Source organism: Acidobacteriota bacterium, from assembly GCA_040756905.1.
In the GTDB taxonomy this organism is placed as follows: Bacteria; Acidobacteriota; Aminicenantia; order JBFLYD01; family JBFLYD01; genus JBFLYD01.
Map to the genome: position 1 here is coordinate 28822 of JBFLYD010000057.1, position 14359 is coordinate 43180.

Here is a 14359-nt window from a genome sequence, read left to right on the forward strand (position 1 = left end):
CCTCTGTACTTTTCTTTGAACTTTCATCATCTATCTCTTTCCCCTTTCTTTATTGCAATATATTTTTGAAATCTACTTTTTGGTTTATCCGGAATCGTTCTTTTTAAATAGTCCTTTTCCAATAGAGGATTGAGGATTTTCTCTATAAAGTGTTTTCTGTCTCTTAAGTTTAGGTGCACCATGATTTCTTTCAGGGATCTCGGAGTTTGGCAATAACTTAGAGTCAGAGCAATTCTATCCATTATTTCGACTTGTGGGGTGACTTGTGGGGTGACTTGTGGGGTGACTTGTTCGGTTGGATGACGCAGTGTGAAGGTAAAAGTATCAGATTTTATATCATTTGAATAATCTGGAATTGGATATCCTTCTTTTTTCAGGAGCTCAACGGTAGTTCTAATGCCTGTTCCTTTTGTTTCTGCCCATCCGATATCATAAAAAACAGCGGCTATTAGAGGGTTGCGCAATTCAGATCCAGGAGAACTAAAGAGAGAAGGATCTTTTAGAGAGTAGCCAGGGTTATAAAATTCCACTCTATCATTATAGACTCTTATCTGAGCAGGGCTTGGGTGAAAATAGTTTTGATGCATTAAAAGATTAGTGAGGGCTTCTCTTAAAGCCTTTCTATGGGCATGCTCTTCTGTGCGAATGAGCTTCTCATCCAATTTAAATGGAATCAAGAAGAAACGATCAAGGATGTCGAGAGCAGAAGACCAGAGAGTTACGAGATTTCCTGTCAAATCCTGTGAGAGAAAGGGATTCTTTTCTTTTCCCCATTCTGACCCTTTTATCCTGATTATATCCAGGCGCTTTGCTGGAAAATATCGTTTTACAATTCCTTCCTTACCAAAAAGAAGGATGCCAGCTACGATTAAAGTCCTGCCATCTTGTGCCAGCAGATTGTACGCTTTCAATAATTCGGCATTGTCAAATGTGAGTTCCGGAGCATCAGGTTTTATGAGCTTACGCAGATTTCTGAAGACAGAAATAGCCTTGATATCAATATCTTCTAATGTAGTACCAATAACAGATTGTGCATCAGGAGCTCCCATTCGCTCTTGATAATATCTCTGGACATCAGAATCTGTTAATCTTATGTCGGTAGCTCCTATTCGTTTAAAACCTCCTTTAATTGGGCCTAAGTCTTTTATGTAGATTGGCTTTTGATATCTCGGTGCTTCTTTTACTTCAATCAAAATTATCGGCATACCTTTATCCTCTGTTATCCCCGCTCTTACAACAGGACAATAATTAAATTTCTGCCCAATGGTGGAGGTAAAGTCATCCAATATCTTTGAAGGATTCTCTACGCCCACAGGGATGTAGTTATTGTCTGCCTTCTCATACCCAAGAAGTATCATTCCACCGCCTTCATTTGAAAAAGCTGAAACGGTCTCCCATAAATCCTTAGAAAGTTTCGATTTGCAAAGTTTATACTCAATCTTTGAACTTTCCCATCTGCTCCTCTCTTCCATTATCTTCATTTTTTGTGGTTCTCCGTTCTCTATCAATTTGACTCTTTTTTCAGCTCCAGACTCAATAGAATCTTGATTCTCAGATTTTTTCTTCATCATTAGATACCTTTAGTTCCTTAAGATAATTCTCTATCTTTTCGCTTACTTCTGTTAGCTCCTTTTCAAGTATGCGAAGCTCTTCCCACTCTTTTGCCGCATCAATCTCCTCTGTCTCTTCCTCAGGAAAAACATACAGCGTAACATTCAGGTTATAGTCATTTTCTTTTATCTTTTCATGCTCTACAATCCTTGCAAATCCATCTATATCCTTAAACTCTCTGTATGCAATAACAATTTTATTTATGTGCTCATCTCCTAATCTGTTGAGTTTTCTGACCTCTGGATGTTGTTCATATTCTCTGCTTGCATTTATAAATAAAATCTTGTCTTTCCTTTCCTCTGGTTTATTCTTATTGAGAATGAGGATGGCTCCTGGTGCACCTGTATTGTAGAAAAGTTTTTCAGGGAGGAGAATGACTGCTTCCATCAGGTTTTCGCTAATAATAGCTGTTCTCACCGCTTTTTCTTTTCCACCCCTAAAGAGACAACCATTATCTATGACAATACCTACTCTACCTTTTTCGGTGTTTGCAGAGGATAGCATGTGTTGAATCCAAGCCCAGTCTGCGGATTGATTTGGAGAGAATCCGTACTTAAATCTTTCTCTCCAGAACTCACCCTTTTTCAAAATATCCTCACCATAGCCATCTTGATTCCATGGGGGATTGGCTATGACGACATCGAACGTTTTGGCACGTTCAGCATCTTTAAATTTGGGATAAAGCAGAGTATCGCCAAGCACAAGTTGGGCATTCCTTATATCATGGATGTAAAGATTCATCTTCGCTAAGGCGAGAGTCTTGTGATTGGCTTCCTGTCCGGACAAGAAAAGTTTTTCAGCCTCACTTTTTCCCTTTTCATTTTCAATATGTTGATAGGAGGCTATTAACATGCCTCCTGAACCACAAGCAGGATCATAAACACTTTCTTTTGGCTGGGGATCAAGAATTTCTACGAGGAGTTTTATAACCTCTCTTGGCGTGTAAACTTCTCCTTCTTTTGCCTTTTGGGGAGCGAAATATTTTAAAATCCATTCGTAGGCATCACCAAGTATGTCAGGAGAGACATGATGAAGTGGCTTTGCGCTGAAGAGCTCGACAAGTTGCCTTAATATCTCTACATTCTCTCTGTTTGTGGTGAACTGGACAAAATCAACATTCTCAAAGACATCTTTTAACTCAGGATTTTTCTCTGAGAGAAGCTTCATTGCCTTGGAAAAGTTTTCTGGTAATCGCGCAGGTTCTTTTCTTATGTTTTCCCAAAGAAGTTCATCCGAAATATCGAAATCATGATATATGGAGTTTTTTGCCTCTACTTTTGCCTCTTCCTCACTAAGACCATCTGCAAGGGCTTCCTTATAGGCCGCCTCGTATTCTATTTCCCATTTGTCGCTTATCCTTTTATAGAAAAGAAGGAAAAGTATAAATGTATAATCGACCCTTGTTCTGATAAGATCCGCAGCTTTTTTTAGTAGATTATCAAGATCGTCTCTTGTTAGAGTATCATTCCTTATCGTAAATAATTCCGATAATATTTTTTCTCGGCTTATCAATGTGTAGATACGCTTTCTTGCATCTTTAGGGTCAAGTTCAACTTTGAGCCAATCTCTTTTTCGTAACTCTGAAAGAATAACATTGACCTGCTCCTCTGAGTCCTGCAACTTCTCCTTGAGAATCTTTTCTGCTTCTTCAAAACGGAATAAAGAATCCTTGAAGGCTTCCACGAGCATCCCATATCTTTTTTCGAGCCATTTAGGTATCATAAACTATTTCCATATAAATAAATTAGATAAGTTTTTAATTTCATACTTATATAATAGTATAAAAAAAATCCTTTGTCAAATTTTTCTATTTAAAATATACCCTTTCTTTTAAAAGATAATCCCTCGATGTGATTAGGCAAGATTTATATGGCAATGTAGAGGTGCTATTTTTTACGAAAGGCCCTCATGTTTAATGGTGGAAGCGTCTAAAAATAAATCTATATAAGAATTTCTAATTAGAATTTATAACATTTCAGTTACTTTTTGTGTGATTTAACTAATACATCTTAAGATACTTTAAATGACTTAAATTTTGGAATGGAATTTGTTTTGCATTTATGATAACATTTGAAATTTAAAAATGGAAAGCTTTGGCTGGCTTTCAATAATTCCTCCCTTAGTAGCAATTGCTTTAGCTCTGATCACAAGACACATTTATATCTCCCTTTTCCTTGGAATCTACTCTGGAGAGCTTATAATTTCCAAAGGAAGAATATTTTATTCTTTCTACCTCACATTAGAAGAAATCCTAAATGTCTTCTCAAAAAAAGAAAATGTTCAGGTAATCTTTTTCTGTATGCTCGTGGGAAGTTTAATCGCCCTTGCCCAGAGATCCGGTGGAATAGAGGGGTTGATAAATTATGTTACTTTAAAGGGTATAATCAAGACAAAGAGAAAAGCTCAGGCTCTGGCAGGGATAATAGGAGTTCTTGTATTCATTGAATCAAGCATCACCTCCCTCATAGTCGGGTCAATCTTTAGACCAATTTTTGATAAGTTAAAAATTTCCCGGGAGAAGCTTGCCTACATTTGCGATTCAACCTCTGCTCCTGTCTGTATGATGATACCTCTAAATGGATGGGGAGCTTTTGTTATCGGCCTTCTTTTAGCTCATAACATAAAAGACCCGGTTCATGTGCTTATTAAATCCTTGCCCTTAAATTTTTACTCAATCTTGGCAATTTTAATGGTTTTTATAATCGCTTTTTTAAACAAAGATTTTGGGCCGATGAAGAAGGCAGAGGAAAGAGTAGAAAAAGAGGGAAAGATTTTCAGAGATGGATCTAACCCTCTTATCGCCTATGATATAATTAATTTAAAAACTAAAGAAGGAGTTAAGCCAAATCCATTTAATTTAATTATTCCTGTTTTTGTGATGATCTCTATTATACCCTGTGCTCTTTACATTTCCGGAAATGGAAATATATTCAAAGGCTCAGGGTCCACTTCAGTTTTATGGTCGGTTTTGATTTCGATTCTAATTGCTTCAGTCATCTATTTAATCAAAAAGAATCTAAACATCCATGATTTAACTGATTTAATCATTAAGGGAATGTCAGGGCTTCTCCCCGTTACTATTCTTGTTGTATTTGCATATGGCATCGGGAGTATCTCAAGGGAGCTCCATACGGGTGAATTTGTCGCTTCTCAATTTTCAAGAGCACTCCCTCCTTTTCTTCTTCCTGCAATTCTTTTTGCTGCAACATGCTTTATAGCTTTTGCTACCGGAACTTCCTGGGGTTCATTTGCGATAATGGTACCGATAGGAATCTCTGCTGCAATAAATTTAAATTTAAGCATTCCTCTTGTTTTATCTGCAATATTGGGAGGGGGAGTCTTTGGAGATCATGCTTCTCCTCTTTCAGACACTACAATAATTTCTGCAATGTCTTCTGCTTCTGACCTCATGGATCATGTCACCACCCAGCTTCCCTATGCTCTGTTTTCTGCAGGAGTAAGTTTATTTCTTTACATATTAATAGGAATTCTTTTCGTTTAGGAGTAGTGTTTTAGTAATTCTAAAATGTTTTTTTGCTATTCTATCGAGTACTTCAGTCCCTTTTTCCTCTATCAATTTCTTTGCAATTTCTTTTACTTCCTGGGATGAACCTTTTTTAAGCTCAACTCCAATCTCTGAAGAAATTTTCTCCATTTCATTTAGAAATTGGGCTCGAGCAAGAATTGAGGCTGCTGCCACAGCTAAATCTTCCTCAGCCTTTTCCTTCTGTTCAATTATTATCTGTTTGCCCTTTTTCATAAGAGCTCTCTCTATGAACTTTTCATCTCCAAACTTATCAGAAATAGCTCTATCACAATAAGTTAATTGAAGTATATTCTCGATAACTCTTGCATGGCCCCAGGCAAGAATTCTATTCAAATTTTTCATCCTTCCCCATAATTTATTATATTTCTCCGGACTTATCGTAACCAGGGAATTTATGAATTCCTTCTTAATTATTTTAGAAAGTTCCTTTATTTTATTATCTGAGAGTTTTTTACTATCTTTTACTCCCAGCTCTTTCAAACGATTTATCTGGTTCTTATTTACAGAAACCCCTGCTATTACTAAAGGTCCAAAATAATCTCCTTTTCCTGATTCATCAGTCCCTATCCAGCACGTCCGCCCGTTCATAAAAAGATGCAACACGTCTTTACAATAGTTATAGAAATTATTATTTTAAAAGTTTTCTTTCTTTTGCAGCTTTTTCAAGTTCTTCTCTGAAATCAGGATGGGCAATCTCTATGAGAGCTTTTGCCCTCTCATTCAAATTTTTTCCATGTAAATAAGCAACACCATACTCAGTTACGACATACCATACATCGGCTCTTGTGGTGACAACCCCGGCTCCCTGTTTTAAGAACGGCACTATTCTTGAAACTTCTCCTCCCTTTGCAGTGGAAGGAAGTGCTATAATTGGCTTCCCTCCTTTAGAATGGGCAGCGCCCCTTATGAAATCAACCTGGCCTCCAAATCCACTGAAAATATACGGTCCAATTGAATCAGCGCATACCTGACCTGTTAAATCCACCTCTATTGCTGAATTTATCGCAACCATTTTATCATTTTGGGCAATGATAAAAGGATGATTTGTATAATCTGTAGGATGTAACTCAAACAATGGATTGTTATCCACAAATGTGTAAAGGTTATCTGAGCCAAGGATGAAAGTAGCAATCACTTTACCAGGATGAAGAGTTTTCTTTGCTCCTGTTATTATTCCCTTCTCGATACCTTCAACAATTCCATCGGAAACCATTTCAGTATGAATTCCTAAATCTTTCTTTCCCTCCAATGAGGCAAGAACAGCATCAGGAATGCCCCCGATCCCCAATTGTAAAGTGGAGCCATTTTCGATTAATTTTCCAACATATTCTCCTATTTTTTTCTCCATATCGGTAAAAGTTTTTCTTTCAAGCTTTGGGAGCTCTTGGGATGTTTCTATTACTTTAGAAACTTTAGATACATGTATAAATGAATCACCAAGAACCCGAGGCATTTTATCATTCACTTGAGCTATAACTATTTCTGCGCTTTCTACAGCAGCTTTTGAAACAAGAACCTCGACTCCAAGACTCATAAACCCATGAATGTCAGGAGGAGAAACCTGAACCATTGCTACATCAAGCTTCATCTGTCTCGAAAGAAATAAATTTGGGATTTGATGAAGGAATACAGGAATATAATCTGATTTTCCTTCATTAACTGATTTTCTGTCTGCTGGGCCCACAAACAATGAATTATGCCTGAAATGACCCTCCATGTCCGGACTGGAAAAAGGATCTTCTCCTAAAAGGAGAACATGAATAAGTTCCACATTGAACAATTCGTCTTTTCTTTTTGCAAGGGCATTCAACAATACATATGGAGCTGCAGCATTACCACTCATAAAGACTCTGTGATTGCTTTTTATTAAAGACACTGCCTCTTCAGGAGAACAAAGTTTCTTCTTATAATCCTCATGCCATGACATCGCTTACTCTTTAGTTATTAGTAGGGCAACCCTTCAGAGCCTGCCCCGAACTTGGTTCGGGGGTTGCTTAATGCATGGTTAAAGCCATGCCCTACATGTCAATTTATTTAATTCATTTGTATTAGCTAACGACTATTTTTATTCTTTAAATATAAATCAATGCTGTATGCAGCCATTCTTCCATCTCCCATTGCCAAAATAACAGTTGCTCCTCCTCTCACTATATCTCCTCCTGCATATATCCCTTCAATACTTGTTGCCATTGTATTAAAATCCACTTTTATCGTTCCCCATTTTCCAACTTCAATACCCTTTGTTGTTTGAGGAATTAAAGGATTCGGGCTTGTTCCTACAGCATTTATAACAAGATCCACTTCGATTCTAAATTCTGAGCCTTTTATGGGAATAGGTCTTCTTCGTCCTGATGCATCAGGTTCTCCCAGTTCCATTCTCAGACATTCCATCTCCTTGACCCATCCTCTTTCATCTTCAATGAATTTTACAGGAAGAGTTAAAAAAAGAAATTCAATACCTTCTTCTTCAGCATGCTTAACCTCTTCCACTCTTGCAGGCATTTCTTTTCTTGTACGTCTATAAACGATTGCTGCCCATTCAGCTCCCAATCTTTTTGCGGATCTGACTGAATCCATCGCTGTATTTCCTCCTCCGATTACTGCAACCCTTTTCCCTTTTGGCAAAGGCGTATCATAATTCGGAAACTCAAAAGCTCTCATAAGATTTATTCTTGTCAAATATTCATTAGCAGAATAAATTCCATTTAAATTTTCTCCCTCTGCATTCATAAAAGTTGGCAGTCCTGCGCCTGAGCCGATAAAAAATGCTTCATAGCCTTCTTTCTTTAAATCATCTATCGTTGCAGTTCTTCCTACAACGAAATTATTGAGTATTTCCACCCCTAATTTCTTTAGATAATCAACCTCAGCATCGAGAATTCTCTTTGGTAATCTAAACTCGGGTATTCCATAAGCAAGAACGCCTCCTGATTTATGAAGAGCTTCAAAAACAGTTACTGAATGGCCTTTTTTTGAAAGCTCTCCTGCTACAGTTAGACCAGCAGGACCAGCACCTACTATTGCCACTCTTTTTCCTGTAGGATTAGCTAATTGAGGAATCAATATCTCTTCTTTTTCTCTTTCCCAGTCAGCAACAAACCTTTCAAGGTTCCCTATTGCCACTGAAACCCCAGTGGACTTAAAAACTATACACTGAACCTCGCATTGACTTTCCTGAGGGCAAACTCTTCCACATATTGCTGGAAGAGAATTGGTTTCCTTTATTTTTCTTGCAGCTTCAGAAAATTTGCCAATTTCAATTAGTTTAATAAATGAGGGAATATCAATTGCCACAGGGCAACCAATTACACAAAATGGATTTGGACAATCTAAGCATCTTCTTGCTTCTTCTACAGCCTGGTCAGGTGATAAACCAAGGTTTACCTCAAAAAAATCTTTATTTCTGACATCATGTTCTCTTTCAGGCATTTTCTGTCGAGGGATCTTCATTCTCTCTTTTACTGGAATCGCTTTCTTGAGCTCTTTTCTCCACTCTTTCTGAGCCTCTTTTTTTAAGTCATCAAATCTTGGAATCTCTTTTTTCTCTTCCATCTTAATTTTTCCTTTCAGGGATATACATCACATTCATACTTTTGCAGAGAATCCAGTTCTTCATTTATATATGCTGCCCGTCGGAAGAAAAGTTCTTCCCAGTCAACCTGATGACCATCAAAATCAGGACCATCAACACATGCAAATCTTGTTGAGCCTCCGACTGACACTCGACATGCTCCGCACATTCCAGTTCCATCCACCATCACGGGATTCAAGGCCACAATAGTTTTGATCCCTGACTCTCTGGTTGTTTCTGAAGCAATCATCATCATAAAGGTACAGCCAATTGCCACGACCCTGTCTATCTTTTTCCCATCAGAAATCATTTTTCTCAATATTTCAGGAACATGTCCCTGGTATTTAGTTGTTCCATCTCTTGTAACAGCCATCAACTCATCACTAACTTTTTTTATCCTATCTTCCCAGTAAATTAAAAATTTACTTCTTCCTTCTATCATTGAAATAACTCTGTTTCCTTTCTCTTTAAGGGCCCTTGCCATAGGGTATATATTGCCGATCCCATAGCATCCACCTACACATAAAACAGTTCCAAAATTCTCAATTTCACTTGGCATTCCCAAGGGGCCCAGCAATGCATAAAGATAATCGCCTGATTTCATGTTTGCTAACTTCTTTGTGGAAGTACCCACTTCCATGAATACTATTGTTATCGTTCCTCTTTCCTGATTCCAATCAGAAATCGTCAGAGGGATTCTTTCACTTTTTTCATCTGTCATGACGATAACAAACTGTCCTGGCAAAGCCTTTTTTGCCACAAAAGAGGCTCCCACTTCTAATAAATGCATATTTGGAACAATCTGTTCTCTCCTTAAGATTTTAAACATTTTTTCCTCTTACAACCCTTTCTAAAGATTTCGATTCTTTTAAGATAAAAACATTCCTGTATCTGTATAGACTATTTTCTTTATTTTCCTCTGTGGCTGAAGGGTTCAAGTAATCAGTGCTTAAAATTTCTTCCAGCTTTTCAGGATTTATCTCAAACAATTGAGATTTCTTCAAAACCTCTGAGAAAGAAGGCAGGTTGATAAAAGCGCTTCCTTTTTCTCTGAGATTTTTATAAGAAATGTTTTTGTAAAGCTTAATTTGACTCGAAATTTCCTCCATTATCTCTTCAGAATTCTTATAATCAAAACCAGTTGCTCCCATTTTTTCAGAAATTTCACTTATTATCCACCAATCTGGCTTTGCCTCTCCAACAGGTTCAATTACCTTACTTAGCAATTGAACTCTTCCCTCCACGTTTGTATAAGTTCCCTCTATTTCTGCAAAAGAAGCAGCAGGAAGAATAACATCTGCAAATTCTGATAATTCAGAGGGAAAAATATCCTGAATTACAAGGAATTCTATTCCGGATTTCTCCTGTAATTGGAACTCTCCAGCTAAATAGAGACATTTTATTTCATTTTCTTTAATTTTTTTCTTGACCTCAGAAAAATCTCCAGCCTTATTCCTATGGTAAAACTCTGACACCACTCCCATATCAAAAGAGCCCCTGAAATTATTCTCAACTACAAGGGGAAATAAAACAGCCCCTGAAGAAATAGCTAAATTCATGAGGATTTTTATATTTTCAGTATCAAAGCCATTCTGGATTAAATCAGGTTCGTAAAATAAAAGCGAATCCGGGCTCTTAAAAAGAATCCCTGAGATTTCCTCTATTTTCTCAAAATTAATTCCCGTTGATTTCTCTATTCTCTCCCTGGAGACCTTTTCCAGAATGGATTTGATGAGTTCCGAATTCTTTAATTTTAAAAAATACCTTTCATTTATATTCCCATTTTTTAAGGCTGACTTCATCAACCCGATAAAGAAGGCTATCTCTGAGCCTGATTTTATTTTCAGAGTTTCATAAGCATAGTTAATCAATCCAGTTTCTTCATTGTTAATCAGGATAAGCCTTGAGCCATTCCTCGAAGCTTTTTTTATCTCAAGAGAAATGATCGGGAATGATTTTGAAAACAAAGGCCCGACCACAAAAATTGTCTTAAATTTTGATACATCTTCAATTGAATTTTTAAACAGAAGTGGTTTATTTTCATTTTCAAAATATTTTAAAGAAGAGGCATACGAAAATCCCTGTGTAAATTCTAAATACCCAGATTTCATCACTTCCTTTACAAATTTTCGAATTACAAAATTATCCTCATTTGTAAGGTTAGTTGATGTAATAAAACCAAATTTATTTCCCTTATATTTTTCAAGATTTTCAGAAATAAAATTAATCGCCACCTCCCAGGAAACTTTCTGAAGATTTCCATTCCTCCTTATCATTGGATGAAGTAATCTCTTAGGGCTATGAATTATTAAAGGAAGGGTAAACCTTCCTTTTACACAAGCCTGACCTTTATTAACTTCTCCATCCATATCAGGAACTACACTTATGACTTTTCCAGATTTGACTTTAAAATCCATCACACATCCAATTGAACAAAGAGCGCAGATAGATTTTACAGATTTCTCTGGGACACCTGCCCATTTGCTTGCTCTTTCTATAAGTGAACCGGTAGGACATACATCCACACATGCTCCGCAGAACTGACAGTTAGCCTCGATGTGGCTCATGTTAAATGCAGTGCCAACTATAGTTTTGTTTCCTCTGTTAACAAAGTTTAAAACCCCTGCTCCCCTTATTTCATGACAAACTCTCACACATCTATTGCAGAGAATACACAAATTATAGTCCCGGTCAAAGAAAGGGTCTTCTCTTTCAATCGTAAAATCTCTGTACAAAAAGGGGAGGTCCACTTCTTTTATCCCAACATATTCAACTACATCCTGAAATTCGCATTGCTGGTCTTTCGGACAGAATCTACAACCTGTCGTAACACCAACTTTTCTTATACAACCCTGATATTTTATACATCTATCTTTTTCAGTGCAGATAAGACATGCATTAGGATGTTCAGTCAATAAAAGTTTTACCACTTCTCTTCTTAAATTCTGAATCTCTTCATTTATCGTAACAACCTTCATTCCATCCGAGGCAGGAGTTGTGCATGAAGTTGGGTATCCTCTCATCCCTTCAATCTGAACTATGCACAATCTGCAACCTCCATAGGGAGAAAGATATGGATGATAGCAGAGAGTTGGCACATATATTTCTGCTTTTTTTATTGCATCAAGAACTGTTTTTCCTTCCTCTACCGCGACTTCTTTTCCATCTATCGTTAATCTTAGCTTTTTCACATCTTCTCTCTTTCTTTTGCAATCTTTTCCCTGTATTCCTTATAAGGAACAGGTTCTTTAAGAGTTTCAATTTTCTGACCAGTTACTTTAACAACAGCGCTTACCTTTACAGGACAAACATCAAGGCAGACACCACATTTAATACATTTTTCCTGGTCGATTATATGGATCAATTTATTGCCGCCTCTAATTGCATCAGAGGGACAATTTTTGAGGCAAAGTAAACAGCCCACACATTTTTCTGGCAAAATGTAGTAATTTATCAGCTCCTTGCAAACAAGAGCAGGGCAGATTTTCTTTTCAATATGAGCTTCATACTCATCCCTGAAATATCTGAGTGTGGTTAATACCGGGTTTGGAGCTGTCTGGCCAAGCCCACAGAGGGAACCTTCCTTAACCGTATGAGCTAATCTTTCAAGTCTCGGAATATCTTCTGGTATACCTTTCCCATCTTTTATTTTTCTTAAAATTTCAACCATATGCCTTGTTCCAACTCTGCATGGCACACATTTTCCGCAGGACTCTTTTTGTGAAAAATCAAGAAAATAATGGGCAACATCCACCATACAGGTTTCTTCATCCATTACAATCATCCCGCCTGAACCCATCATTGAGCCTGCACTTTTCAATTTTTCAAAATCAACCGGTAGATCAAGTAATTCTTTAGGAATACATCCTCCGGAAGGTCCTCCAGTTTGAACAGCTTTAAACTCCTTACTCTTTGGAATTCCACCGCCTATTTCAAAAATTATTTCTCTCAGGGTTATTCCCATCGGAACTTCTACAAGTCCGGTATTGTTTATTTTCCCAACGAGAGAAAAAATTTTTGTTCCTTTGCTTGTCTCTGTTCCTATGCTTTTATACCAATCAGAGCCTTTGTTAATGATAGCAGGAACATTAGCCCAGGTTTCCACATTGTTTATGTTTGTGGGTCTGTTCCACAGTCCCATCTGAGCTGGATAAGGTGGTCTTGACCTTGGCTCACTCCTTCTTCCCTCAATCGATGCGATAAGGGCTGTTTCCTCTCCACTCACAAAGGCACCAGCTCCTCTTACAATTTTTACATCAAAGCTGAATTTAGTTCCCATAATGTTATTTCCAAGAAGTTCTGAAGCTTTAGCCTGATTGATTGCAATCATTGCATTTTTTACAGCAAGGGGATATTCATTCCTTACATATATATAGCCTTCTTTTGCGCCAATTGCATAGGCCCCTATAACCATTCCTTCTATAACACTATGGGGATTACCTTCTAATAAACTTCTATCCATGTATGCACCAGGGTCACCCTCATCGCAGTTACAAATTATATACTTTATCGAATCTTTTTCTTTTTTGCATATTTCCCATTTCAATCCTGTAATAAATCCCGCACCACCTCTTCCTCTCAAGCCTGATTTTTTTATCTCCTTGATTACTTCCATATCAGTCATCTCTTTTAGAACTTTTGCTAATGCTTCGTATCCACCTATGGCAATGTAATCCTCGATGCTTGTTGGATCTATAAATCCATTATTTCCGAAGATTATTCTTCTCTGCTTTTTGTAGAAAGGAACATCTCTTTCCCTTGTAATTTTTTCACCTGTGTATGGGTCTTCATAAAGAAGGCGATCAACAATTCTCTGATTTTCAATCGTCTCTTTTATAATTTCATTAACATCCCCCATCTTCACTCTCTGATAGAAAATACCACTCGGATGGATCACAACAATTGGTCCTCTTTCACAAAATCCATGACAGCCTGTTTTCCTCACATCAACCTTGTCTTTCATCCCATTCTGGCTGATTTTAGATATAAAATTCTGAGTTACTTTCTCGCAGCCATAAGCCTGACATCCTGTTCCATTACAGACTGTGATTACTGGTTTCTCGTCTGACCTTGTTCTTAATATATCTTCTTTTACTCTTTTCAAATCATCAAAACTTTGTATTTTAAACATTTCTTATTCTTTTTTGTTTCTTAAATTCTCCGTGAGATCATCAATTTTTGTCTTGTTCATCTGACCGAAATATTCATCATCCACAACAACTATGGGTCCGAGAGCACATGCTCCAAGGCAATTCACTGACTCTAAAGTAAACATGTTGTCTTCAGTTGTTTCTCCCTCTTTTATATTTAACTTCCTTTCAAGCTCCTCTAAAATATGAGGAGCCCCTCTCACATGACAGGCTGTTCCAAGGCAGACAGTTACTGAATGTTTTCCTCTCGGTTTTAGTCTGAAAGATGTGTAGAAAGTCGCAATACTGAATATGTTACTTAAAAAAATTCCCAGTTTTTTTGAAAGATAATCCAACGCCTCCTGAGGAAGCCAGTTAAACTCTGATTGAACATCCTGTAGAATAGCTATGAGGGCATCTTTTCTCTTTCCGTATTTATCTAATATTGGATCAATCTTTTCTTTTAGCTCCGATATATCTACCGATTTCACCTCAATCCCT

At 37.3% G+C, this 14359-nt stretch carries 10 protein-coding genes; 1 reads left to right on the forward strand and 9 read right to left on the reverse strand.

The window, feature by feature from the left end:
* Positions 1-26 precede the first annotated feature (26 nt).
* Complete coding sequence (locus tag AB1410_09895; GenBank protein MEW6457007.1) at positions 27-1571, reverse strand: ATP-binding protein; 1545 nt, start codon at positions 1569-1571, stop codon at positions 27-29.
* Positions 1552-3333, reverse strand: coding sequence for a type I restriction-modification system subunit M (locus AB1410_09900; protein ID MEW6457008.1), 1782 nt, complete (start codon positions 3331-3333; stop codon positions 1552-1554). The genes AB1410_09895 and AB1410_09900 overlap by 20 nt, the downstream gene beginning before the upstream one ends.
* A 361-nt stretch (positions 3334-3694) precedes the next feature.
* Here AB1410_09900 and AB1410_09905 point away from each other — a divergent pair, with 361 nt between their 5' ends.
* The gene (locus tag AB1410_09905; GenBank protein MEW6457009.1) at positions 3695-5113 is read left to right on the forward strand and encodes a Na+/H+ antiporter NhaC family protein; all 1419 of its coding nucleotides are present in this window, start codon (positions 3695-3697) and stop codon (positions 5111-5113) included.
* Here the strand turns inward: AB1410_09905 and rnhC are convergent.
* From rnhC to nuoE, 7 genes are all read right to left on the reverse strand, one after another.
* Positions 5090-5746 (reverse strand): ribonuclease HIII, encoded by a 657-nt coding sequence (rnhC, locus tag AB1410_09910; GenBank protein MEW6457010.1) that lies wholly within the window; start codon positions 5744-5746, stop codon positions 5090-5092. The two genes, AB1410_09905 and rnhC, sit on opposite strands and share 24 nt — an antisense overlap.
* 40 nt (positions 5747-5786) lie before the next feature.
* Positions 5787-7085: an acetyl-CoA hydrolase/transferase C-terminal domain-containing protein gene (locus AB1410_09915; GenBank protein ID MEW6457011.1), complete on the reverse strand. Its 1299-nt coding sequence runs from the start codon at positions 7083-7085 to the stop codon at positions 5787-5789.
* 125 nt (positions 7086-7210) lie between these two features.
* Positions 7211-8710 (reverse strand): NADPH-dependent glutamate synthase, encoded by a 1500-nt coding sequence (gene gltA / locus AB1410_09920; GenBank protein ID MEW6457012.1) that lies wholly within the window; start codon positions 8708-8710, stop codon positions 7211-7213.
* Between the two features lie 14 nt (positions 8711-8724).
* The gene (locus AB1410_09925; GenBank protein ID MEW6457013.1) at positions 8725-9558 is read right to left on the reverse strand and encodes a sulfide/dihydroorotate dehydrogenase-like FAD/NAD-binding protein; all 834 of its coding nucleotides are present in this window, start codon (positions 9556-9558) and stop codon (positions 8725-8727) included.
* A complete protein-coding gene (locus AB1410_09930; protein MEW6457014.1) occupies positions 9551-11920 on the reverse strand; it encodes a molybdopterin-dependent oxidoreductase in 2370 nt (789 codons plus the stop codon). The genes AB1410_09925 and AB1410_09930 overlap by 8 nt, the downstream gene beginning before the upstream one ends.
* Complete coding sequence (locus AB1410_09935) at positions 11917-13860, reverse strand: NADH-quinone oxidoreductase subunit NuoF (GenBank protein MEW6457015.1); 1944 nt, start codon at positions 13858-13860, stop codon at positions 11917-11919. The genes AB1410_09930 and AB1410_09935 overlap by 4 nt, the downstream gene beginning before the upstream one ends.
* A 3-nt stretch (positions 13861-13863) precedes the next feature.
* A complete protein-coding gene (gene nuoE, locus AB1410_09940; protein ID MEW6457016.1) occupies positions 13864-14349 on the reverse strand; it encodes an NADH-quinone oxidoreductase subunit NuoE in 486 nt (161 codons plus the stop codon).
* Positions 14350-14359: the final 10 nt, after the last annotated feature.